24 protein-coding genes are annotated in these 22393 nt (G+C 61.8%); 10 read left to right on the top strand and 14 right to left on the bottom strand.

The features are described from left to right. The first annotated feature begins 1 nt into the window (after window position 1). Window positions 2-664, top strand: a complete 663-nt coding sequence (locus ACXAG8_RS10330; RefSeq protein WP_475223794.1) for a flagellar hook capping FlgD N-terminal domain-containing protein — start codon at window positions 2-4, stop codon at window positions 662-664. A gap of 152 nt (window positions 665-816) precedes the next feature. Continuing rightward, window positions 817-1596, top strand: a complete 780-nt coding sequence (locus tag ACXAG8_RS10325; protein WP_475223792.1) for a phosphotransferase — start codon at window positions 817-819, stop codon at window positions 1594-1596. Between the two features lie 4 nt (window positions 1597-1600). On the opposite strand, the gene ACXAG8_RS10320 is transcribed toward ACXAG8_RS10325, so the two are convergent. The 5 genes from ACXAG8_RS10320 to ACXAG8_RS10300 form a co-directional block, all read right to left on the bottom strand. Then, on the bottom strand, window positions 1601-2902 hold the full coding sequence (locus ACXAG8_RS10320) for an NAD(P)/FAD-dependent oxidoreductase (protein WP_475223790.1): 1302 nt from the start codon (window positions 2900-2902) through the stop codon (window positions 1601-1603). Beyond that, window positions 2899-3717: an ABC transporter permease gene (locus ACXAG8_RS10315; RefSeq protein WP_475223788.1), complete on the bottom strand. Its 819-nt coding sequence runs from the start codon at window positions 3715-3717 to the stop codon at window positions 2899-2901. Before ACXAG8_RS10315 ends, ACXAG8_RS10320 begins: the two co-directional genes overlap by 4 nt. Next, window positions 3714-4604, bottom strand: coding sequence for an ABC transporter permease subunit (locus ACXAG8_RS10310; protein WP_475223785.1), 891 nt, complete (start codon window positions 4602-4604; stop codon window positions 3714-3716). Before ACXAG8_RS10310 ends, ACXAG8_RS10315 begins: the two co-directional genes overlap by 4 nt. Then, complete coding sequence (locus tag ACXAG8_RS10305) at window positions 4604-5731, bottom strand: ABC transporter ATP-binding protein (RefSeq protein ID WP_475223782.1); 1128 nt, start codon at window positions 5729-5731, stop codon at window positions 4604-4606. Before ACXAG8_RS10305 ends, ACXAG8_RS10310 begins: the two co-directional genes overlap by 1 nt. A 67-nt stretch (window positions 5732-5798) precedes the next feature. Next, entirely contained in the window at window positions 5799-6884 is a 1086-nt protein-coding gene (locus tag ACXAG8_RS10300; protein ID WP_475223781.1) for a polyamine ABC transporter substrate-binding protein, read from the bottom strand. Between the two features lie 177 nt (window positions 6885-7061). On the opposite strand from ACXAG8_RS10300, the gene ACXAG8_RS10295 reads away from it, so the two are divergent. Continuing rightward, a complete protein-coding gene (locus tag ACXAG8_RS10295; protein WP_475223780.1) occupies window positions 7062-7727 on the top strand; it encodes a GntR family transcriptional regulator in 666 nt (221 codons plus the stop codon). Between the two features lie 56 nt (window positions 7728-7783). Next, window positions 7784-9181, top strand: coding sequence for an aspartate aminotransferase family protein (locus ACXAG8_RS10290; RefSeq protein WP_475223779.1), 1398 nt, complete (start codon window positions 7784-7786; stop codon window positions 9179-9181). Window positions 9182-9322: 141 nt separating this feature from the next. Here the strand turns inward: ACXAG8_RS10290 and ACXAG8_RS10285 are convergent, their stop codons facing one another. Then, on the bottom strand, window positions 9323-10030 hold the full coding sequence (locus ACXAG8_RS10285; RefSeq protein ID WP_475223778.1) for a helix-turn-helix transcriptional regulator: 708 nt from the start codon (window positions 10028-10030) through the stop codon (window positions 9323-9325). 80 nt (window positions 10031-10110) lie between these two features. On the opposite strand from ACXAG8_RS10285, the gene ACXAG8_RS10280 reads away from it, so the two are divergent. Beyond that, window positions 10111-10809 (top strand): glutathione S-transferase family protein, encoded by a 699-nt coding sequence (locus tag ACXAG8_RS10280; protein WP_475223777.1) that lies wholly within the window; start codon window positions 10111-10113, stop codon window positions 10807-10809. After that, window positions 10806-11192 carry a DUF1801 domain-containing protein gene (locus ACXAG8_RS10275; protein WP_475223776.1) on the top strand — a complete coding sequence of 129 codons (387 nt, stop codon included), beginning with the start codon at window positions 10806-10808 and terminating at the stop codon, window positions 11190-11192. Before ACXAG8_RS10280 ends, ACXAG8_RS10275 begins: the two co-directional genes overlap by 4 nt. Here ACXAG8_RS10275 and rnr read toward each other — a convergent pair. From rnr to dapE, 3 genes are read right to left on the bottom strand one after another with little or no spacing between them, the layout of a single operon-like run. Next, entirely contained in the window at window positions 11183-13444 is a 2262-nt protein-coding gene (rnr, locus tag ACXAG8_RS10270; protein WP_475223775.1) for a ribonuclease R, read from the bottom strand. The two genes, ACXAG8_RS10275 and rnr, sit on opposite strands and share 10 nt — an antisense overlap. Window positions 13445-13500: 56 nt before the next feature. Beyond that, the gene (locus ACXAG8_RS10265) at window positions 13501-14076 is read right to left on the bottom strand and encodes a TIGR04282 family arsenosugar biosynthesis glycosyltransferase (RefSeq protein ID WP_475223774.1); all 576 of its coding nucleotides are present in this window, start codon (window positions 14074-14076) and stop codon (window positions 13501-13503) included. Between the two features lie 3 nt (window positions 14077-14079). After that, entirely contained in the window at window positions 14080-15219 is a 1140-nt protein-coding gene (dapE, locus tag ACXAG8_RS10260) for a succinyl-diaminopimelate desuccinylase (protein ID WP_475223773.1), read from the bottom strand. A gap of 210 nt (window positions 15220-15429) precedes the next feature. On the opposite strand from dapE, the gene ACXAG8_RS10255 reads away from it, so the two are divergent. Next, window positions 15430-16488, top strand: coding sequence for a transporter substrate-binding domain-containing protein (locus ACXAG8_RS10255; protein WP_475223772.1), 1059 nt, complete (start codon window positions 15430-15432; stop codon window positions 16486-16488). On the opposite strand, the gene ACXAG8_RS10250 is transcribed toward ACXAG8_RS10255, so the two are convergent. Further along, the gene (locus tag ACXAG8_RS10250) at window positions 16485-16832 is read right to left on the bottom strand and encodes a hypothetical protein (RefSeq protein ID WP_475223771.1); all 348 of its coding nucleotides are present in this window, start codon (window positions 16830-16832) and stop codon (window positions 16485-16487) included. The genes ACXAG8_RS10255 and ACXAG8_RS10250 overlap by 4 nt on opposite strands. Before the next feature lie 117 nt (window positions 16833-16949). Between ACXAG8_RS10250 and ACXAG8_RS10245 the strand changes: the two genes are divergently transcribed. Continuing rightward, the gene (locus tag ACXAG8_RS10245; RefSeq protein ID WP_475223770.1) at window positions 16950-17285 is read left to right on the top strand and encodes a cupin domain-containing protein; all 336 of its coding nucleotides are present in this window, start codon (window positions 16950-16952) and stop codon (window positions 17283-17285) included. A gap of 50 nt (window positions 17286-17335) precedes the next feature. On the opposite strand, the gene dapD is transcribed toward ACXAG8_RS10245, so the two are convergent. From dapD to ACXAG8_RS10230, 3 genes are all read right to left on the bottom strand, one after another. Then, the gene (gene dapD / locus ACXAG8_RS10240) at window positions 17336-18163 is read right to left on the bottom strand and encodes a 2,3,4,5-tetrahydropyridine-2,6-dicarboxylate N-succinyltransferase (protein WP_475223769.1); all 828 of its coding nucleotides are present in this window, start codon (window positions 18161-18163) and stop codon (window positions 17336-17338) included. Between the two features lie 117 nt (window positions 18164-18280). Next, entirely contained in the window at window positions 18281-18880 is a 600-nt protein-coding gene (locus ACXAG8_RS10235; RefSeq protein WP_475223768.1) for a GntR family transcriptional regulator, read from the bottom strand. A 46-nt stretch (window positions 18881-18926) separates the two neighbouring features. Continuing rightward, entirely contained in the window at window positions 18927-19844 is a 918-nt protein-coding gene (locus ACXAG8_RS10230) for a threonine/serine dehydratase (RefSeq protein WP_475223767.1), read from the bottom strand. A 78-nt stretch (window positions 19845-19922) separates the two neighbouring features. Between ACXAG8_RS10230 and ACXAG8_RS10225 the strand changes: the two genes are divergently transcribed. Then, window positions 19923-20765 (top strand): LOG family protein, encoded by an 843-nt coding sequence (locus ACXAG8_RS10225; RefSeq protein ID WP_475223766.1) that lies wholly within the window; start codon window positions 19923-19925, stop codon window positions 20763-20765. Between the two features lie 3 nt (window positions 20766-20768). Next, entirely contained in the window at window positions 20769-21869 is a 1101-nt protein-coding gene (locus tag ACXAG8_RS10220; RefSeq protein ID WP_475223765.1) for a cystathionine gamma-lyase, read from the top strand. Here ACXAG8_RS10220 and ACXAG8_RS10215 read toward each other — a convergent pair whose 3' ends face one another. Then, complete coding sequence (locus ACXAG8_RS10215; RefSeq protein ID WP_475223764.1) at window positions 21870-22253, bottom strand: hypothetical protein; 384 nt, start codon at window positions 22251-22253, stop codon at window positions 21870-21872. Window positions 22254-22393: the final 140 nt, after the last annotated feature.

Below are 22393 nucleotides of genomic sequence, written 5' to 3'. Positions count from 1 at the left end.
GATGATCACGGCAACCACATCCGCAACGCAGAGCACGCAATCCGCGACGTCCGCCGCGTCACAGGCCTCGGTCCTGACATCGGATTTCGAGACCTTTTTGTTGATGCTGACGACGCAAGCACAAAATCAGGACCCGCTGGAGCCGTTGGATTCGTCGGAATACGCGTCGCAACTCGCCCAGTTTTCCATGGTCGAACAGCAAGTCCAGGCCAACGACCTGCTGGGCGAGCTGGTTCTGGCCTTGGGCGGCTCCAATCTGAACGCCCTGTCGAACTGGGTCGGACAGGAGGTGCGCGCGCCTTCGGCCTTTGCATTCAGCGATTCGCCAATCAGCCTGTATGCCCAACCCGACAGCGCGGCGGATGAGGCCTCTCTGGTCATCCGCGACGAGTCCGGAACCGAAGTTGATCGCGTTTCAGTCTCGGTCACCGAGTCCCAGTTTCAATGGGCGGGCGTCGACAGCTCGGGCGCACCGCTTCCGGCGGGAACCTATTCGGCATATGTCGAAAGCTACAGCCAAGATGAAATCCTCTCGACGCAGATGGCCGCCACCTATGACCGTGTGGTCGAGGTCCAGGTTTCTGACGGCGAAACGCTTTTGACGCTCAGCGGCGGTGGTATTGTCTCGGCCGAAGATGTGGTGGCCGTTCGCGCCGGTTCTTGATTTGATGCCAAGGACGGGCCAAACCATGCCGGTAACAGAATCGTCCGACTGCACTGGTATCAAACCTGCCCGACCTGCCGCCTCCTCCCCCTGACCTAATTGCCCAGCTCGTTGCCGAGGGGGTGATCTCGGCCGGTGTGGAATTCAACCAGATGTATGGGGGACGCACGAACCAGGTCTGGAAGGTTCTGGGCGGTGATGGCGACAAGGTCCTCAAACTCTATCAATCGGGGTTTTCAAATCCGCTGTTTCGCAATGATGCCACGCTGGAGGCTGCCTGCCTGCGCGCGCTGAGCCATACGGGGTTTGTCCCGCGGCTGGCCGCGACAGGGCGTTTTCGCAAGGACCGCTGGGTGATGTACGATCACGCACCGGGCGCGCCCTGGCAGTCGGGGGTCGAAACGGTCGCCGCCCTGTTGCACCAGCTTCACGGCCTGCGCCTGCCCCTTTCGGCACCGGTGGGCTGTAACGGCAGCGCCGATCTTGCCCGGCATGCAGAACAGATTCTGGCCGGATGCAGCCAGCAGGGGCAGCAGGAATTGACCCCGCTGCGACCTGTTGCACCGGTTGCGCCAACCCCGGACACCTGTCTGATTCACGGCGACCCGGTCGCGGGCAATATCCTGGTGGCCGGGTCCGGGATCACGCTGATCGACTGGCAATGCCCCGCGATTGGTGACCCGTCCGAGGATATCGCGATGTTCCTTTCTCCTGCCATGCAGCACCTTTACCGTGGTGCCCCCCTTGGCCCCGGGGATGAGGCCCGTTTCCTGCAGGCTTATGAAAGCCCCGCCATTGTCCGGCGATACAGGGCGCTTCGCCCCTGGTTTTCCTGGCGGATGGCGGCGTATTGCCTGTGGCGGGTCGAGACCGGAGCACCCGATTACGCCCAGGCCTATGAGCTTGAACGCGCGGCGATCAGGGGCCATTGACCGTTTACAGGTCTGCCAGGGCCAACAGCGCATAGGCTGGCGGCAGCAGGGCCCTTCGAAACCGGCCCAGCGGAAACCGCCGCGGTGGCAGGGACACCGGATGCGGCAGTTCAGGGTCGCGCCCCATGACCATCCGCGCCAGTGCCCGCCCGCAATAGGTCCCCATGGCCACCCCATTCCCGTGATAGGCAAAACCGGCAAACATGCCCGCCTGCCCGGGAACCGGGCCGACAAACGGGGTCATCCCCTGCGAAAAACAAACCATCCCGGACCACATATGTGTCACGTCCACGGCGCTCCAGGCGGGAAACATCCGCCCAAAGTCGCGCAGAGCCGTTTTGCGGATGGCCGCCTCGGCCCGGTCCGAGGACCGCAACCCGCCCCGCATGCCAAACAGGAACCGCCTGTCGGGCATCAGGCGGAAATAGTGCAGCAGGTTGCGGGTGTCATAGCTCATCTGCTCGGTGGTCCAGCCCTGCGCGGCCAGTTCGGCGCCGGTCAGCGGGCGCGTGACCAGAACCGTGGATTGTGCAGGCAGATAGCGTCCGGCCATCCAGCCCGGCACGTCCTCGCTGGAATATCCATTGGTGCAGACCAAGACCGTCTTTGCCCGAACCAATCCGGTCGGAGTGGTCAGGACATATCCGCCCGCGGCGCGTCGGATGGCCTCGGCAGGTGAGGCCTGAAACAGGTCTGCGCCAGCCGCCGCAGCAGCGCGCGCCAGACCAAACAGGTATTTTCGCGGGTTCAGGGCAAAGCCGACCGGCGTCGTGAACCCGCCATGGAACCCGCCACCGAACCCCAGACCCGGCAGGTCATCCGCCTCGTGAACGTCACCGGCATCACCAACGGCCCGCCGCAACCGGCGCATCGCACGCGACGAATGGGCCAGTATCGTTTCGCCATGCGAATGGGTGTCGGCCTCGATCTGGTGGCGGTCGAGCAGTTCCGCCACCAGCGCGACCGCGTCGACCTCGGCCTGGGCATATTCAGTGGCGGCATCAGCCCCGAACCGGCGAACCATTGCATCCGAACTCAGCTTGGATCCGCCAAGGCAGCAAAAGCCGCCGTTGCGGCCCGAGGCCCCCCATCCGGGCGTACCGGCCTCTAATACAGCGACCCGAACGCCGTTTTCGGCCAAATGCAGAGCCGCCGACATACCCGTAAACCCGCCGCCGATTATGGCCACATCCGCATGATGTTCGCCAGCCAGAACCGGCCAGGGCGGGGCCGCGATGGTTTCATCCCACCAGCAACCCGCCCTTGGCCCGTTGCCATAGGTATAATCCGGGTAAATCCGTTTCATTCCGTGCGGGCGGCGGTTTGTTCTTCCAGCCTGCGGCGGACCGCTGCGCGTTTGGAAACCAGCGAGGCGGCGATGACCCCGACCGTGACAACCGCGATCATGATGGTCGACAAGGCGTTGATTTCAGGACTGACACCCAGCCGCACCGCCGAGAATATCTTGATCGGCAGGGTCGTCGCGGAGGGGCCGGACGTAAAGGACGCGATCACCAGGTCGTCCAGCGACAGCGTAAAGGCCAGCAACCACCCCGAGATTACAGCAGGTGCGATGATCGGCAGCGTGACAAGCCGAAAGGCCTGCGCGGCCGAACACCCAAGATCCAGCGCCGCCTCTTCCAGCGACTGATCAAAGGTGACCAGCCGCGAGGAGACGACGACCGAGACATAGCACATCGAAAAAGTAGTGTGCGCCAATACGATCGTGACGATGCCACGATCCAGGCCGATGCCAATGAACAGCAGCAAAAGCGACAGGCCGGTGATCACTTCGGGCATGACCAGCGGTGCGTAGATCATGCCGGAAAACAGCGTTCTGCCAAAGAACCGCCCGCCCCGGATCAGAACATAGGCCGCTGCGGTTCCCAGAATGGTTGCCAGCGTCGATGAAAACACCGCGACCCGGATGGTGACCCAGGCCGCGTTCAGAAACGCCTCGTTCTGGACCAGTTCGCCGTACCATTTGGTCGAAAACCCGGCCCAGACCGTGACCAGCTTGCTTTCGTTAAAGCTGAAGATGATCAGGATGATCATCGGGATGTACAAAAACGCGAACCCAAGCGTCAGGGACACGACATTGAACCAGCTGAGCCTGTTCATTGCCCCGCCTCCGTCTGTTTTTGCTGATTGCGCTGGAACAGAACGATCGGAACGACAAGGATCAACAGCAAGACCACGGCCACGGCGCTGGCAACCGGCCAGTCGCGGTTCGAGAAGAACTCCTCCCACAGGACTTTGCCGATCATCAGGGTCCCGGACCCGCCCAGCAGCGACGGGATCACGAACTCGCCGATAACAGGGATCATGACCAGGAAACACCCGGCAATGATGCCGGGGCGTGACAGTGGAACGGTCACCAGCCAGAACGCCTGCAGGCGCGAACATCCCAGGTCTTCGGCAGCCTCGATCAGCGACCCGTCAAGACGTTCAAGCGCGGCATAGATCGGCAGGATCATGAAGGGCAGATAGGTGTAAACGATCCCGATATAAACGGCGGTCTGGGTGTTCAGAATGGTCAGCGGCGTCGAGATCAGCCCGGTCCACAGCAAAAACTGGTTCAGGTAGCCTTCGTTGCTGAGGATGCCCATCCAAGCATAGACCCGGATCAGGAACGAGGTCCAGAACGGCAGAATGACCAGCATCATCAGCGTTGGCCGCCATTCCTCGGGCGCGCGCGCCATGCCATAGGCGATCGGGTAACCGACCAGCAATGTCAGGACGGTCGAAACCAGTGCGATCTTGACGCTGGAAAGATAAGCTTTCCAATACAGGTCATCCTCGGTCAGCCAGACAAAATTTTCCAGATCCAGCTGCCCGAAAAAGTCCCGGACACCGGCCCATCCCTGGGACAGGTCCAACGTCGGGGTATAGGGCGGAATGGCCAGGGCAATGTCCGACAGCGAGATCTTGAGCACGATGAAGAACGGCACCAGGAACAGCGCCAGCAACCAGACATAAGGGACCGCAATCAGGATGGCGCGCCGCATCAGGCCGCCAGCAGAACCGCGGCGGTGGCTGTCCACGACAACCAGACCGGGTCTTCCCAGGTAAAGGACCGGCGCGAGATGCGGCGGGTATTGGCCGTCTGCGCCTTGATGATGGTGCCGTCAGGCAGTTCGACGTGATAGGTGGACAGGTTGCCCAGATAGGCGATGTCATGCACCTTTCCCTGAATCGCATTGGCCGCATCTGCCGGGCGCTCAGACGAAATGGTCACTTTTTCGGGGCGGATCGCCAGGTGACAGCTTTGGCCCGCCGAGAATGCGGTTGCCGAGGTCGCCGTCAGCGGGGTTTGCCCCTCGGCCCATTCGATTGAGTAGGTTTCCTCGGCGCTGGACGTGGCGCGCCCGGAAATGATATTCACGTCGCCGATGAAATCCGCGACATAGACAGAATTCGGGTTTTCATAGATGCGGTCCGGCGTCGCCACCTGCATCAGCTTGCCCTGGTCCATGACGGCCACGCGGCTGGCCACGGTCATGGCTTCCTCTTGATCGTGGGTCACAATCACGAATGTGGTTCCGGTCTTTTCCTGGATATCCATCAATTCGAACTGGGTATCCTGCCGCAGTTTTTTGTCCAGCGCGCCCAGGGGTTCGTCCAGCAACAGCAGTTTCGGCGCCTTGGCCAGCGACCGCGCCAACGCCACCCGCTGACGCTGCCCGCCCGATATCTGATGCGGCTTGCGTCGGGCGAATCGTTCCAGCCTGGTCAGACGCAGCATCTCTTCGACCCGGGCCGTCAACTCCGGCTTGGGCATGTTGTCCCTGCGCAGGCCAAAGGCGATATTCTCCCAAACGCTCAGGTGCGGGAACAGGGCATAAGACTGGAACATCATATTGACCGCGCGCTTGTTGGGCGGGATCGGGTCGATGTCCTGACCACCCAGCAGAATATGCCCTTCGGTCGGGGTTTCAAACCCGGCAAGCATCCGCATCATCGTGGTCTTGCCGCAGCCCGAAGGCCCCAGCAACGCAAAGAACTCCCGTTCGAATATGTCCAGCGAAAGGCTGTCGATGGCGGTAAAGTCCCCAAAGCGTTTGGTGACATTCTGGAACTGGATCAATGGCTTTGCCTGCGGGTCTTCCCACGGCGCAAAAACAGCAGAGTTCAAAACGGCCCCCGTTCGACAATCTGGAAGTGGGCGCAAGGCGATCCCCGCCGCCTTGCGCGAAATCGGATCAGGTTCCCGACTTGATCTTGGTCCACAGACGGGTCACGACCCGCTGGGTCTTGGCCGGGTAGGGCGTGGTGATATAGAGGTTTTCCATGGTCGTATCATCCGGGTAAATCGCCGGATCCCCGATCACGTCTTCCTCAAGGAACTCCTGCGACGCCTTGTTTCCGTTGGCGTAGTACACATAGTTCGATGCCGCAGCCATGTTGTTGGCATCCAGGATGAAGTTCAGGAATTTATGGGCACCTTCCGGGTTCGGAGCATCGACCGGAATGGCCATCTGGTCGAACCACATCAGCGATCCTTCGGCAAAGGGGTGATATTCGATCTCGACCCCATTGTCGGCCTCTGCCGCCCGATCCCGCGCCTGCAGGATGTCGCCGGACCACCCGACGGCCACGCAGATATCACCATTGGCCAGCGCATTGATATATTCGGAACTGTGGAACTTTTGAATATGCGGACGCACGGCGGCCAGAACCTCTTCGGTCTTGCCGATCACATCCGCATCATGGCTGTCCGGGTCTTCCCCGAGATATTGCAGAACCATCGGAAAAATCTCGGTCGGAGCATCCAGGAAGTGGACACCACAGGCGGCCAGCTTCTCCATGTTCTCAGGCTTCAATACCAGGTCCATGCTGTTCAGCTGAACATCGTCGCCCAGGATTTCCCGAACCTTGCCAACATTGACCCCAAGCCCGGTGGTACCCCACATATAGTTGATCGAATACGCGTTTTCCGGGTCATAACCGGCAGTCCGGTCCTGGATCACGTCCCACAGGTTACCAGCATTCGACAGCTTTTCGGCGTCGAGCTTCTGAAAGGCGCCCGCCTGAATCTGGCGTTGCAGGAACGTCCCGGTCGGCACCACGACATCGTACCCGGACCCTCCGGCCAGCATCTTGGTTTCCAGCACCTCGTTGCTGTCAAACACGTCATAGACCAGCGTCAAACCGGTTTCTTCCTCGAATTTGCTCAGCAACTCTTCGTCGATATAGTCGGACCAGTTGTAGACGCGCACCTCATCTGCATACGCAGCCGAAACCCCCGTCGCGATGACCGCCGTAAACGTCAGCGTCTTGATTGTCATTTTAGTCTCCCCTGCAAGTGTTCGTGTATTTTCACGCTTTTTTTGATTTGATCAAGTTTTGCGTTTTCATCCCATTGGGCGTATGCTTCCACGAGGCGATGGACCAGACAAGTTAAAGTCTGCCGTATTTGAATGAACCGCTTGGATTTGATCAAAAATAAGGCACCCGCAAAGCAGATGACCGACAGGAAAAGCCCGACGCATGAACAGGTGTACCAAACCCTCAAATCGCAGATCCTGTTCGGGGACCTGGTGCCCGGACAGCCGGTCACGATACAGGGTCTGACCGCCTCGCTCGGGGTCGGAATGACCCCGGTACGCGAAGCGATTCGCCGGCTGATCTCGGATGGTGCGCTTGTCTTTCAGGGCAATCGGCGCGTCAGTGTCCCGCTGCTGGCCACAAGCGATGTCGAACAGGTCATTTTTTCACGAAAGGCAATAGAATCAGAGCTTTGCAGGCGCGCTGCCCTGAATATGCGCCCGTCTGACATTGATCATCTGGAACAGATCGACAAGCACCTGGATCAAACCATCGCCGCCGGTGACGTAAGCGGCTACTTGCGCCTCAACCACGCGTTTCATGAAACTCTTTACACCCATGCCGATGCGCCGGTCCTGCTGGACCTGACGGAACGGCTGTGGCTCAGGTTTGGCCCGTCGCTGCGCGTTGTCTGCGGCAGGTTCGGAACCCAAAGCCTGCCTGACCGGCACAAGGAAATCATCGCCGCGCTTCGCCTCGGTGACGCTGAACAGGCCGCTTTGGCGACGGTGCAGGACATCGAACAGGGAATGGAACTGATGGCCGACACCCCGGTCACACCACAAATGGTGGGATCGGATTGACAGGAAATAATTTGATCATATTGTGATCCACAACCGCTGACGCAGGAGTTCCCAGGATGCCGACCATCACCAACCACATGCCGACGGCCGAATTGCAGGCCCTGGACGCAGCCCACCACATGCATCCGTTTTCCGCCAATGGCGCATTGGGCCAGGAAGGCGCGCGCGTCATCACCAGCGCCAAGGGGGTCTATCTTACCGACAGCGAAGGCGAACATATCCTGGATGCGATGGCCGGGCTGTGGTGCGTCAATATCGGCTATGGCCGCGACGAACTGGCCGAAGCCGCCGCCCGCCAGATGCGTGAACTGCCCTATTACAACACGTTTTTCAAAACCACCCACGTGCCCGCAATCGCCCTGGCGGCCAAGCTGGCAGAACTGGCGCCGGGTGACCTGAACCACGTGTTCTTTGCCGCTGGCGGCTCCGAGGCAAACGACACCAATATCCGCATGGTCCGCACCTATTGGGCCGAAAAAGGCAAGCCGGAAAAGAACATCATCATCAGCCGGCACAACGCCTATCACGGGTCTTCGGTCGGGTCGGCCTCGCTGGGTGGCATGGCGGGCATGCATGCGCAGGGCGGCATTCCAATACCGAACATCCACCATATCAACCAGCCGAACTGGTGGGCCGAAGGCGGCGACATGTCCCCCGAGGATTTCGGCCTAGCCCGTGCGCGCGAACTTGAACAAGCCATCCTGGACCTCGGCGAAGACCGCGTCGCGGCCTTCATCGCCGAACCCGTGCAGGGCGCGGGCGGCGTGATCGTGGCCCCCGACACCTATTGGCCCGAAATCCAGCGCATTTGCGACAAGTACGAGATCCTGCTGATCGCGGACGAGGTCATCTGCGGCTTTGGCCGAACCGGCAATTGGTTCGGGTCACAAACCGTCGGCATCAAACCGCATATCATGACCATCGCCAAGGGCCTCAGCTCGGGCTACGCGCCCATTGGCGGCTCCATCGTCAACGACGAAATCGCCCAGGTGATCGGCGGCACCGAGTTCAACCACGGCTACACCTATTCCGGCCACCCGGTCGCTGCCGCTGTGGCACTGGAAAACCTGCGTATCCTCGAAGAGGAAAAGATCGTCGAGCATGTGCGCGATGTTGCGGCACCCTACCTGAAACAAAAATGGGAGGCTCTGGCCGATCACCCCCTGGTGGGCGAGGCGAAAATCGTCGGCATGATGGCCTCGATCGCGCTGACACCGGACAAGGCCAGCCGCGCCAAATTCGCATCTTCGCCCGGCACGGTCGGCTATGTCTGCCGCGATCGCTGCTTTGGCAACAACCTGATCATGCGCCATGTCGGCGACCGGATGATCATCTCGCCGCCGCTGGTCCTGACCCCTTCGGATATCGACGAGATGTTCGTTCGCATCCACAAATCACTGGACGAGGCGCAAGCCGACATCATCGACAAAGGGTTGATGAAGGCCGCGTCCTGATCCGCGCAGCTTCATCTGGCTGAAAATATCCCGGGGGAGTCGCCGAATGGCGACGGGGGCAGAGCCCCCTTTCCCCCGCGCCCCCCGCCTGACCACCGCCAGGCTCAGGCTCCCACGCCCCCATCCGCCAATTCCTACCGTTCAATCATCCGTGCGCCTGTGCGACCGCTTGGCCCGAATCTGCGCCAGCGCGTCGCGCAGCAACGGCACCCGGTTTGGCCTGAAACTGTCTTCGGTGACCGTCATCTCCTGCATCCGGTCCAGGCGGAACACACGGAAATCCCGCCTCAGACAACACCACCCCAGCAACACGCTGGCCCGATCCATGTACACGATGCTCAGCGGCCGGACCCGCCTGCGCGTATTGTCCCCCTTTGCGTCGGTATAGGCGAATTCGACCGCGCGTTCATCCCAGGCCGCCTGCCGCAATTCACCCACCGCAATCGTCGGAACAGCAGGGCGTTCAAAACGCGTGGCGCTCAGCACCGCATGGCTCAGCCGGTGCGATTGCCGCTGTGGCAACCTGCCCTGCAACTTGCGCAAGGCCGTACCCGCCGCATCCGACAGGGCCGGGTCCCCGATGACCTGCACCTCGCGCAGGCCCAGAACCAGGGCCTCAAGCTCATCATCGGTAAAGCCCAGCGGCGGAAGCGTAGCGTCCTCGATCAGCGTGAAACCAAATCCGGCCTCGCCATCGATCACTGCCCCCAGCCCCCGCAGCGCGTCGATATCGCGGTGCACCGTCCGCGCCGAAACACCCAAATCCCCGGCCAGTTGCCCCGAGGTTTTCGGGGACGGGCCAGAGCGCAAGGCTTGCATCAACTGAAACAGGCGGGTCGTTCGGGACATGTCACATCCTAGCCTATCCCTAATGACAGAAATTGTCATGAGTCCCGATTACCTAAAAGGCCCCAAACTAGGAGCTTTCGATGCTGACCCTACTCACCTTTCCCGCCGCCTTCGGTCTCTACAGCGCCAGCCCGTTCTGCGTCAAAACCGCCTGCATGCTGCAAGCCGCAGGCGTGCAATGGCGACGGTCGGACATGCTGGACCCGCGCAAGATGCCGCATCGGAAACTGCCCGTCCTGCGCACGCCCGACCGGCTTGTGCCCGACAGCGAACTGATCCGCGACTGGCTCGAATCTCAGGGGGCCGACTTTGACGCCGGGCTCAGCGAAACGCAGAAAAGCCAATCCCGCGCCCTGATCCGGCTGGCCGAGGAACACCTGTATTTTCATATCGTCCACGACCGCTGGACCAATGCCGAGGTCTGGCCGATCCTGCGGGGTACATTCTTTGTCGAAATCCCCGCCCTCATCCGCAGGCCGGTGTCGAATTCGGTGCGGAAATCCGTGTTAAAGGGGCTTGATGCCCAAGGCGTGTCCCGCTTTTCAGGCACCGAGCGTATGGACCGGCTTAATCGCGATCTCGAAGCGGTTTCGGCCTATTTGCGGCAAAATCCGTTCCTCATGGGGGAAAAGCCGACCTCGGCAGACATGAGCGTCTGGCCGGTTCTCGATGCGATGCGGGCAACGCCGGCAGATACCCCCCTGACGCGGCGGATCAAAAACGATAGCCTTCTCAGCGGATATCTCGACCGTGTAGAACAGGCGATACCGCTGTCATGACAAAATTCTCGGATCCCGCGGTTGCCGCAGCCTTTGACGCGTTTGCGCCCGCCACCCGCACCGGCGCACTGGCGCTGCGGGATCTGGTCCTTGCGACGGCACGGGAACTGCCACAGGCCCAGCCCCTGCAAGAAGCGCTGCGGTGGGGGCAGCCCGCCTACCTGGCGCCACGCGGGTCAACGCTCCGGCTGGGCGGGCACAAATCAGCGCCATTTGCCCTGTTTGTACATTGCCAAAGCCGCCTGATCGGTGATTTCACACTGGCCTTTCCGGACGAAGACCGCCTGGACGGTACCCGCGCCGTCCTGTTCGACGATCCAGGCCAGATCGACCCTGTCCGGCACGGCTGGCTTATCGCACGGGCGCTGACCTATCACCTTTGACGGCGTTTGCGTTCCACCTTGCGTTTGACCTTGTCCTTCTTGCGCCGGGCGCTCACGGCCTTGCGGCGGGGCGCGCGGCTGCCTGACCGGCCGCCCCCGCGCGGCATGGCCTTGTCCTCGATCGACAGCAGTTCAAGCTGCAACCCGCCGGTCACCGGCGCCGCTTCGGTCAGGCGCACGCTTACACGCTGGCCGATGCTGATCAACAGGCCCGTATCAGACCCCATCAGGGTGCCCGCCTCGCGGTCAAAGTGAAAGAACTCACGCCCCAACGAACGAACGGGCACCAACCCGTCTGCTCCGGTTTCGTCCAGTTTCACGAATGCGCCGAACCGGGCGATCCCGCTGATGCGGCCCGAAAACTCGTTGCCGATACGTTCGCTCAGATAGGCCGCAAGATAGCGATCCGTAGTATCACGTTCGGCCATCATCGAACGGCGTTCGGTGTCCGAGATATGGTTTGCGGTTTCTTCCAGCCGCGCGATCTCGTCCTCGGTCAGACCGTCCTTGCCCCAGCCATGCGCCGAGATCAGCGCGCGATGCACGATCAAATCCGCATAGCGCCGGATGGGCGAGGTGAAATGCGCGTAATTGCGCAAGGCCAGGCCGAAATGCCCAAAATTCTCGGGGCTGTAATAGGCCTGCGCCATGGACCGCAAGGTGCTGAGGTTGATCAGTTCGGCCTCTTCCGTCCCCGCAGCCGCATTCAGCAGCGCGTTAAGATGCCGTGTCTGCAGCACCTGCCCCTTGGCCAGGTTCAGCCCCGCGGCCTGGGCGGTTTCGCGCAGGCTTTCCAGCTTTTCGGGCGCGGGTTCCTCGTGTACCCGGAACAACAGCGGACGCCGTTTTTCGATCAGGGTCTCGGCCGCGGCAACATTGGCAAGGACCATGAACTCCTCGATCAGGCGATGCGCGTCCAGCCGGTCGCGAAAGGCAACGCTTTCGACCTCGCCCGCTTCGCTCAGCACGATTTTGCGTTCCGGCAGGTCCAGGTCCAGCGGCTGCCGGGCAGAGCGGGCTTTTTTCAGCGCCTCATAGGCACGATAGAGCGGTTTTAACACGCTCTCCAAAAGCGGCCCGGTCCGGTCATTGGGCGTGCCGTCGATGGCCTCTTGCACCTCGGCATAATTCAGCGATGCGGCTGACCGCATAAGACCGCGCACAAAGCGGTGGCCCAGCTTGTTGCCATCGGCGTCGATCTGCATCCGCACCGCGATACAGGCGCGCGGGACGCCTTCGTGCAGGGAACACAGGTCGCCCGACAGCCGGTCAGGCAGCATGGGAACCACCCGATCGGGAAAATAGCTTGAATTGCCGCGCTTGCGCGCCTCGCGGTCCAGCGCAGTGCCGGGCTGCACATAGGCCGCAACATCCGCAATGGCCACCCAAATGACATGACCGTCGGGGTTGTTCGGGTCGTCATCCGCATGGGCATAACAGGCGTCGTCATGATCGCGGGCATCGGCGGGGTCGATGGTCAGCAACGGCAGGTCCCGCAGGTCCTCTCGGCCTTTCAGACCTGCGGGCTTGGCCGCATCCGCTTCGGATATGACCTTGTCCGGGAAATCATCGGGGATTCCGTGCTGATGGATGGCAATCAGCGACACCGCGCGCGGAGCTGACGGGTCGCCCAGACGTTCCACGATCCGGGCGCGGGGCAAACCCATTCGGTTTTTCGGTCCGGCCTGCTCAGCCTCGACCAGTTCACCGTCCTTTGCGCCCATCACGGCGCCGTCGTGAACCAGCCATTCGGTCTGACCTGCCTTGTCGATTGGCACGATGCGGCCGCCTTCGGCACCTTTGCGAAAGATGCCGACGATGCGCCGCGGATTGGCACCGATGCGGCGGATCAGCCGGGCTTCGTAATTGTGGTCTGCCTCATGCACCAGCGTCAGGCGGGCCAAAATGCGATCCCCTTCTCCCAGCGCCGGGTCGCTGGCCCGCGCAATGATCAGGACAACCGGCTCGACACCTTCGCCATGCCATTCCAGCGGACGGGCGAACAGGTCTCCATCCGCGTTCGGGGCCTTGACCTGCAACACGCTGACCGGCGGCAACCGGTCGGGGTCGCGATAGCTGCGCTTGCGCTTTTCCAGATGCCCCTCGGCCTCAAGCTCTTTCAAAAGGCGCTTGAGGTCGATGCGGTCCGCGCCCTTGATCCCAAAGGCCTTTGCGATGTCGCGCTTCGAAGTGAGCGTAGGGTTCGCCGAGATCCAGTCCAGAATCTCCTGCTTGGTGGGGATACGTGTCATATCTCCGCCCTAGCACGCCGATGCGACCGCGTCATGACCAAATTCCGGCGAGGGGATCATCGTTGCAGATCGGCTGCCGTATCCACATCGTGCAACATGTCCAGCAAGGCGATCCTGCACCTGGGGACCGAGGCCAGCGTATCAGCCAGCGCCTGGTCGGTTGACCAGCGCACCCCCGAGAACAAACCCCGCGGCAAGGCCCCATAGCGTTGCGCGCCCACCAGCCAATACCCGCCATCCGGGGCAGGCCCGAATACCATTTGATTGCGGCCCAGGGCGCCAAAGGCGCGCCATATGTGGGTTTTCGAAATGCCCGGAATATCCGCCCCGATCAGGCAGACCGGGCCGGGCGGCATAGCGCGCAGCATCCGCCCCATCCGCGCACCAAGATCACCGCGCCCCTGCGCAACCCGCGTCAGATCGCGGGGCCATGTTCGGCTGGACAAACCGTCCCGGTCCGGCGAGACCGCCAGAACAAGCGTCCATCGCGGGTCGCGCAGGCGCCGGATCAATGCCCTTGTCTGGTGCCGGAACCACCAGGCGGCGGCGACCATGCCGAGGTCCCGGCCCAGGCGCGTCTTGACCCGGCCCGGACGCGGTTCCTTGACCATGATCACCAATGTCCGGCGCATCGATCAGGCGAAATAGTCAGACAGGATACGGCCATAAATGGCCTTGAGCTGGTGCACCTGATCGATATCGACGCGTTCGTCGACCTCGTGCATGGTGCGGCCGACCAGACCGAACTCGACCACCGGGCAGTGATTTTTGACAAACCGTGCATCCGAGGTGCCGCCGGTTGTCGACATTTCCGGGGTCAGACCGGTCTCGGCCAGAACCGCTTGTGCAACCAGGTCCGAAAGGGGGCCGGGGGGCGTTAGAAAGCTTTCGCCAGAAATCTTGATGCGCGTGTCGACCGCGACCCCGAAGTCCTGCGCCACGCGTTCTGCTTCGGCCTGCAACCAATCGCTGAGGCTGGCGCCCGAGTGCAGATCGTTGAACCGGATGTTGACGACGCCCTTGCATTGGGCGGGTATGACATTTGTCGCCGTGTTCCCGGTGTCGATATTCACCACGGCAAGCGTTGATGCGTCGAAATGCTCGGTGCCCTGGTCCAGGTCGTGGCTGGCAAGCCGGTCCATCAGGCGCGCCATGGCCGGCAAGGGGTTCCGAGCCCGATGCGGATAGGCCGAATGCCCCTGAACGCCTGTTACGGTAAACCAGGCCGTCATCGACCCGCGCCGGCCGATCTTCATCATCTCGCCCATCCTGTCGGGGCAGGTCGGCTCTCCGACCAGGCAAACCGACATCCGTTCGCCGGTCTTGTCCATATGATCCAGCAAAGCGGTCGTGCCGTCGATGGCGTCGCCTTCCTCGTCTCCGGTGATCGTCAGGATCACCGCGCCATCGGGGGGCGTGGCCTGTACGAAATCCACGGCCGCCGCGACAAAGGCGGCCACGCCGGATTTCATGTCCGTGGCGCCGCGACCATACAGGAAGCCATCGCGCGTCTCGGCCCCGAACGGGGGCATGGTCCATGCGGCCTCATCGCCAAGCGGGACAACATCGGTATGCCCGTTGAACCCAAAGCTGCGCGGGTGGCCCTTTTGCCCCCACCGGGCAAAAAGGTTGCTGACCCCGCCACGATCGACGCGGACGCAATCAAATCCGGCTGCGGACAGAACCCGGTCCAAAAGAACCAATGCGCCACCTTCTTCTGGTGTGACAGAAGGGCAACGGATCAGGTCCGCCGTCAGTTGGACTGGATCGGTCATTTATTCGCCTCTCATTCCCGGGTTTGTGCCTGTTGCCACACAGATTCAACGATTTGACCGAATTGCCAACCCCGTTCGCGCAATTTTGTCCGGCCTAAACAAACGCCAACTGGTTCGCACACATGCGGGAAACATTGGCATTTACCCTGCGACCGCCTTGCCGCGCTGGTCAAAATTGCGCTACAGCGCCGCGAAACAGGTATGTTTACGATGATCCGAGCCTTCTTTGCCTTTGTCTGCCTGACTTTCGCCATTCTTGCGCAGCAAAGCCAGGCGCAGACCCTTTCGGTGTCCACCGTGACCCGGCCACCGTTTTCCTACGTGGAAGACGGAAGCGATGTAGGATTCTCGATGGACCTTCTGCAGGCTTTGGCTGAATCTCTTGATTGGGACTACACCGTAAACAGGGTCGAAACTTTCGGAGAGATGCTGGGGGCTGTCCAGGCCGGAACGTCCGATCTGGCCATCGCCAATATCTCGATCACAGCGCAGCGCGAAACCCTGATGGACTTTAGCCAGCCTATTTTCGAGGCCGGTTTGCAAATCATGGTTCCGTCCGACGCGGCCCGCCGCCCGTCGCTGGCGCGGGCGCTTTTGTCCAAAGAGCTTTTCATTGCCATCGGGCTTGCCTTTGCCATCCTTCTGGGCGGCGGAATGCTGATGTGGTGTTTTGAACGCCGCGCACAGCCTTATTTCGACCGCAAGCTGGACGATGCCTGGTTCCCGTCATTCTGGTGGGCCCTGAACCTTGTGGTCAATGGCGGCTTTGAAGAACGCATGCCGCGGACGCCGTTCGGGCGGGTTCTGGGCGTGATCCTGGTCGTGTCTTCCTTGTTCATCGTGTCGGTCTTTACCGCGCGGATCGCGTCGGTCATGACGGTGGATGCCATCAGCACCAACGTGAACTCGGTCAGTGACCTTTACGGCAAGACCGTGGGGACAATCGACAATTCCACCGCTGCAAGTTTCCTGGCCCGGCGCGAGATCGAGTTTACCGGCTATCCCGGGCTGACCGATATGCTGACAGCGTTCGAGAACAAGGAACTGGACGCCGTTGTCTTTGACGCGCCGATCCTGTCCTATTTTGCCTCGCACGAGGGGCGCAAGATCGCGACAATGACCGGCGGCATATTCCTGCGCGAGAATTACGGCATCGTCTTTCCCACCGGGTCGCCGCTTGTCGAAGACGTCAACCAGGCGCTGCTGGCGCTGCGCGAAGACGGGACATATGACGAGATTTACCGCAAGTGGTTCGGTATGCGGAACTAGGGCTGGCTGTCGCCGTCGCCATAGAACGGGGTCACCTGCGCCACGATCACCGCGTTTTCGTCCAGCGCCCGTTGCATCAGCGCCCGTTCCTGCGGCTCGATCTCGTGGCCCTGGGCCTCGCGCTCGGCCATGGTGCCGTATCCGGTGACATCCAGCGGGGCCGTGTCGGCCTGTTTCAGAATGGCAACCGTTTCACGCACGGCTTCGGCTTCGTCCACGCCGCTGGCAAAACACATCAGCGCCGCGCCTGTCGCGTCATCCGGCAGCCCGTCGCCATCCTTGCGGCCGATTTGCACCAGCAGGGTATAGACCTGCTGCCGCGAGGGTTTCTTTTGTTTTTCCATGCCCCGGGCCATAGCCGCGCGCACTTCCCCGGTCAAGCCGCCGGGAAATTGCCAACCGGGCGCATTGCCACCATAGTACCGGCACAAGCTGTTTGTTGGCCTCACAAAGGACGTTTCATGTCTTATCCTGATTTCATCAATAACTTTCCCAGCCTCGATGTGCCCTTCCCAGAGGACGTGGTGCAAACCTCGGTGATCCGGTCAGATGCCGGGATCGTCGCGTTCTTTACGTTTCTGAAGGATTTTGAACTGCCCGCGCATTCGCACAAGGCGCAATGGGGAACAGTGATCGAGGGCGAGGCCGAACTGACGATTGGTGGGGAAACCAGAACTTACGGCCCCGGCGACACCTATTCCATCCCGTCAGGCGTCGAACATGGCGGCCGGATCAAGGCCGGAACGCGGGCCATTGACGTGTTCGAGGAACCGGATCGCTATCCCATTAAGCCATAGAAAAAGGCCGCAGCGCATCGCCACGGCCTTACTTTGGTATTGCGTAAGCCTTAGTCGCGCAGCAATTCGTTGATCCCGGTTTTCGAGCGGGTCCTTTCATCGACCCGCTTGACGATCACGGCACAATACAGGCTGACATTGTTCTTGGACGGCATCGACCCGGCAACCACCACCGAATAGGGCGGCACCTCGCCATACATGACCTCGCCGGTTTCGCGGTCGACGATCTTGGTCGACTTGCCGATGAACACGCCCATGCCCAGAACCGAGCCTTCGCGCACGATACAGCCTTCGACCACCTCGGACCGCGCGCCGATAAAGCAGTTGTCCTCGATGATGGTCGGACCGGCCTGCATCGGCTCAAGCACGCCGCCGATACCGACACCGCCCGAAAGGTGTACGTTCTTGCCGATCTGCGCGCAGGACCCGACGGTGGCCCAGGTATCGACCATGGTGCCTTCGTCCACATAGGCGCCAAGGTTCACGAAAGAGGGCATCAGCACGACGCCGGGCGCAACATAGGCCGATTTGCGGACCACGCAGTTGGGCACCGCGCGGAACCCGGCCGCGCGCCACTGGTTGTCGCCCCAGCCCGCGAACTTGCTGTCGACCTTGTCCCACCAGCCGCCATCCTGCGGCCCGCCGGTCTGAATTTCCATGTCCTTGATGCGAAAGCCCAGCAAGACCGCCTTTTTGGCCCATTGGTTCACATGCCAATCACCGCTGGCCTGTTTTTCGGCCACGCGCAGCGAACCGCTGTCCAGCGCGTTCAGCGTGTCTTCGATCGCTTCGCGCTGCTCGCCAGAGGTCGCCGGCGTAATCGTATCGCGGGCCTCCCATGCTGCTTCGATTGCGGTTTCCAGTTGCGCGTTGGACATCGGAAGGCTCCCTGCAGATTCTCGTCACTTCGTGTTGCGTATAAGCAAGCAGGCCCTTGGCCGCAATGCGACGCGGAACCAACAATTTGCGGCAATCACCGGCGATTTCCGACCAGATCAGCTGGCCCGGCGTATGTGGCGCACCAGAATGGACGTGGCGGTTTCCGTATCCCGGCGCTTCATCGCCTGGACAATGGCCGCGTGATCCGCGTCGACGCGGTGTGTCCACCGCTTGCTCCAATGGGCAAACAGATGCCGCGCGCTGGCGATATGCAGGTCGTCTATTGCGTGCAACAGCCGGGGGCGGGCACAGGGTGTCAGGATCGCCCGGTGAAATATCCGGTTGCGGGTTTCCCATGTGGGCATATCGGCTGCCTCGTCACAGGCAATTCGGGCGTCATCGGCGCGTTTTAGGGCACCCGGCGTCAGGTTCTGGATCGCATGCCGCAGCGCCAGCGGCTCAAGCACGGCGCGCATTTCGATCACCTCGCGGACCTCGGCCGGGTCCAGCGCCGTGACCCGCATCCCGCGCCGCGGTTCGCTGCGCGCCAGCCCGCGCGCCTCAAGCCGCAACAGGGCCTCGCGCACCGGCACATGGCTGGTGTCAAAGGCCCGCGCGATGTGATCCTGACGCAGCTTTTCCCCCGGCGGCAAGTCGCCGGTAACGATCCGCTGGCTCAGAGTGTCAAAAATGGAATCGGCAATGGTGGCGGTCATGGGGATTATAGATAAAATCCCGGCACCCGACCCTCAAGCCGAATATTCAGACCTCTAACGGGTCCGGGGCGATGTTGCCGCCACAGACCAGAACCGCCACCCGTTCGCCCGGTTCGGGCTGATAAACACCCGAGGTCAAAGCCGCCAGCGCGGTGGCACCGGCAGGCTCGACCAGAATGCGATGCGCCTGCCACAGCCTGGCCTGCGCCTGCGCGATGGCCTCATCCGTCACAAGCACCGATGTCATCCCCTGCGCAAGGTCAAAACATATCGACCCGATCCGGCGCGCGCCCAGCGCGTTGGCCGCGATACCGGACACCGACACATCCACCGGGGACCCCGCCCGCAACGCCGCGTTCAGCGCACAGGATGTCTCGGGCTCGACCGCGACGACCTTGCGTGCGCCCCCGAACCAGGCCAGGGCACCGGCGATCAGGCCCCCACCGCCGACGGCGACCAGAACGGTGTCGGCTTGCAAGCCCTGCCCCTGCCATTCGGCGAAACAGGTGCCCTGCCCGGCCACGGTCGCAGGGGCGTCATAGGCATGTATTTGCATGGCGCCGGTGGCCCCCTCATGCGCCTGCGCCTGGCTCAGCGCATTGGCGTACTCACCGGGCACGACGCTGAGATCAGCGCCAATCCTCTGGATCAGCGAAATTTTCGAAGGACCGGCCATCTCGGGCACGAAAATCTTGGCAGGATAGCCCAGAGACCGCGCCGCAAAAGCCGCCGCAGCCCCGTGATTGCCCCCGGATGCCGCCACAACCCCCGCCGCTGGTACATCCTGGCTAAGCAGCGTGTTGAACGCGCCCCGCGCCTTGAAGCTGCCGGTATGTTGCAACTGCTCAAGCTTTAGTTCGACCGGGTAATCCAGACCCAAACCGGTGCTTTCCATCACTGGCGTCACCTGCGTGTGACCCGCGACCCGCGCCCGGGCTGCCGAAATTTCCGTCTTCCAATCCATTCTTGTCTTTCCGTGACTGGCACTCTGCCCGCGAACCCTATAGCTGTTTTGAAAACACGCAAGCAGGGAACCCCCGCAATGAGAGAAGACCGCCTCAGCCCCTTCCGCGACGCCCAGACCGACCGCTCGACCGCGCGCGAGGTGCCGGATACGCCGCAGACCCGCTCGGCTGCTTATCGCCTTGCCTTTGCCGATGACGATTTCCTGTGCCGGGACGAACTGCGCCCGGTGCGCCTGCAGCTGGAACTGCTGAAACCCGAGATGATCATGAGCGAACGCCAGATCACCTCGACCATCGTCATGTTCGGCGGCGCGCGCATTCCGGAACCCGCACAGAAACATACCGCCCGGACCGAGACCCTGGCCGGGCTGTCGAAATATTACGACGAAGCCCGCGAATTCGCGCGGCTGATGACAGAGATTTCGAACAAGACCGGATGCCGCGAGAACGTCATCGTCACCGGCGGCGGCCCCGGCGTGATGGAGGCCGGCAACCGCGGGGCACAGGACGCCGGTGGCTGTTCGATCGGCCTGAATATCGTGCTGCCGCACGAGCAGGCGCCGAACCTGTACGTGACGCCTGACCTCAGCTTCAACTTTCACTATTTCGCCATCCGCAAAATGCATTTCCTGATGCGCGCCCGCGCCATCACCATCTTTCCCGGCGGTTTCGGCACCATGGATGAGCTGTTCGAATCCCTGACCCTGATCCAGACGGGCCGGATGGAACGCGTGCCTTTCCTGCTGTTTGGCCGCGCATTCTGGGAAAAGGTCATCAACTGGGAAGCTCTGGCCGATGCCGGAACCATCTCGGACCAGGACCTGGACCTGTTCCGCTTTGTCGACACCGCGCAGGAAGCGGTCGAGATCATCGAAAACTGGGAACCCGCGCCGCCGCGCGATGAAATACCTGGGCGCTGAACGATGAAGGCCCCCAAGACCGGCGAAATGCTCCACCTGCGCGGCAACGCCCTGGGCAAGGGCGACCCGGTGGCGCTGCCGCTGACGCAAAGCAGCATGTATCATCTGCCCGGCGCGCCCGACGGGCACGATTTCTATGGGCGGGTGAACAACCCGACCTGGGAACACCTGGAACATATCCTGTCGCATCTGGAAGACGCCCCCTGCCTGAGCTTTCCGTCGGGCATGGCGGCGGTCTCGGCCGCGCTTTTCGCGACGGTCAAGGCCGGATCGCGCATCCTGATCCCGTCGGATGGCTATTACGTCACCCGTTTGCTGGCGGATCGGTTCCTGTCAAACCTCGGCGTATCCGTGGTCGAGCGGCCAACCACCGGTTTCGCCGACGGAGGGTTCGACGGGTTTGACGTGGTTTTCGTCGAAAGCCCCTCGAACCCCGGGCTGGACATGATCGACCTTGCCGCGACGGCCCGTGACGTGCGGGCGGCGGGCGGTATCACGATTGCCGACAACACGACGATGACACCATTGGGCCAACGCCCACTGGATCTGGGCATCGACGTGGTCGTGTCCTCGGACACCAAGGCGATGGGCGGGCATTCCGACCTGCTGATGGGCCACGTCGCCAGCCGCGACGCAAAGATCATCGCGCGGGTCGAGGAATGGCGGCGCATATCCGGTGCGATCCCCGGCCCGCACGAAGCCTGGTTGCTGCATCGCGGGTTAGAGACATTGGACATACGCTTTGACCGCATGTGTTCCTCGGCCCAGGTGATTGCCGAGCGGTTGTCGGCCCATCCGGCGGTCAAAACGATCCGGTATCCCGGTCTGCCAGGTGACCCGTCCCATGGTTTGGCACAGGCACAGACGGCACGCTTTGGCTTTTTGCTGACGCTCACGCTGGGCGACGAGGCTGCAGCCGAGCAATTCATCAATGCCTGCTCGCTTTTGCGTCCCGCCACATCCTTTGGCGGGATTCACAGCTCGGCCGAACGGCGCGCGCGCTGGGGGGACGATGTCGACCCGGCCTTTATCCGCCTGTCCGTGGGGTGCGAACCGGTCGAAGAACTGTGGCAGGCCCTTGAGGCCAGCCTGAACGCCCTGTGATCAGGGCTTGGGCTGGCGCAGGTCCTTGAACACGTAGATCGGCAGAACCACGCTGGCGATCAACGCGCCCAGCCACACCAGCAGCGTCGCCGCCAAAAGGTTGGAGATACCGCCGATCGTCAGCCCCGCGGTAACCATGTCGGTTATCAGAAGGCCCACGAATGTGACCACCAGCGCGATCCCGCCTTTCAGCGCGGGCACATTCTTTTCGCTGATCTTCGTAATCAGCGGCTCGGCCACAACCTGCACCACCGTAAAGACGATGACCACCACGATGAATGACAGGGGCCGGATCGCGAATCCCGACAACAGGAGCGAGGCCAACAACAGCCCGATGGCATTCCCGGCCATCAAGGCCAAAGCAGACATGATCTTGCGCGACATTCGAACAACCCCATTTTCACAACGGTTCAGGATGTCCCGATATTACCAGCCAAAGGCGATTTGGCGAGGAGTTTTCAACCGTCTTCTTTTTTGACCTGTTGAAATCACATGGTAAAACACCTTCATCAGGGTCAGACCCG

This window comes from Ruegeria sp. ABD4_443 (assembly GCF_056160865.1).
The sequence above is the reverse complement of the archived record's forward strand: the minus strand, read 5'-3'. Positions and strand labels throughout refer to the sequence as shown.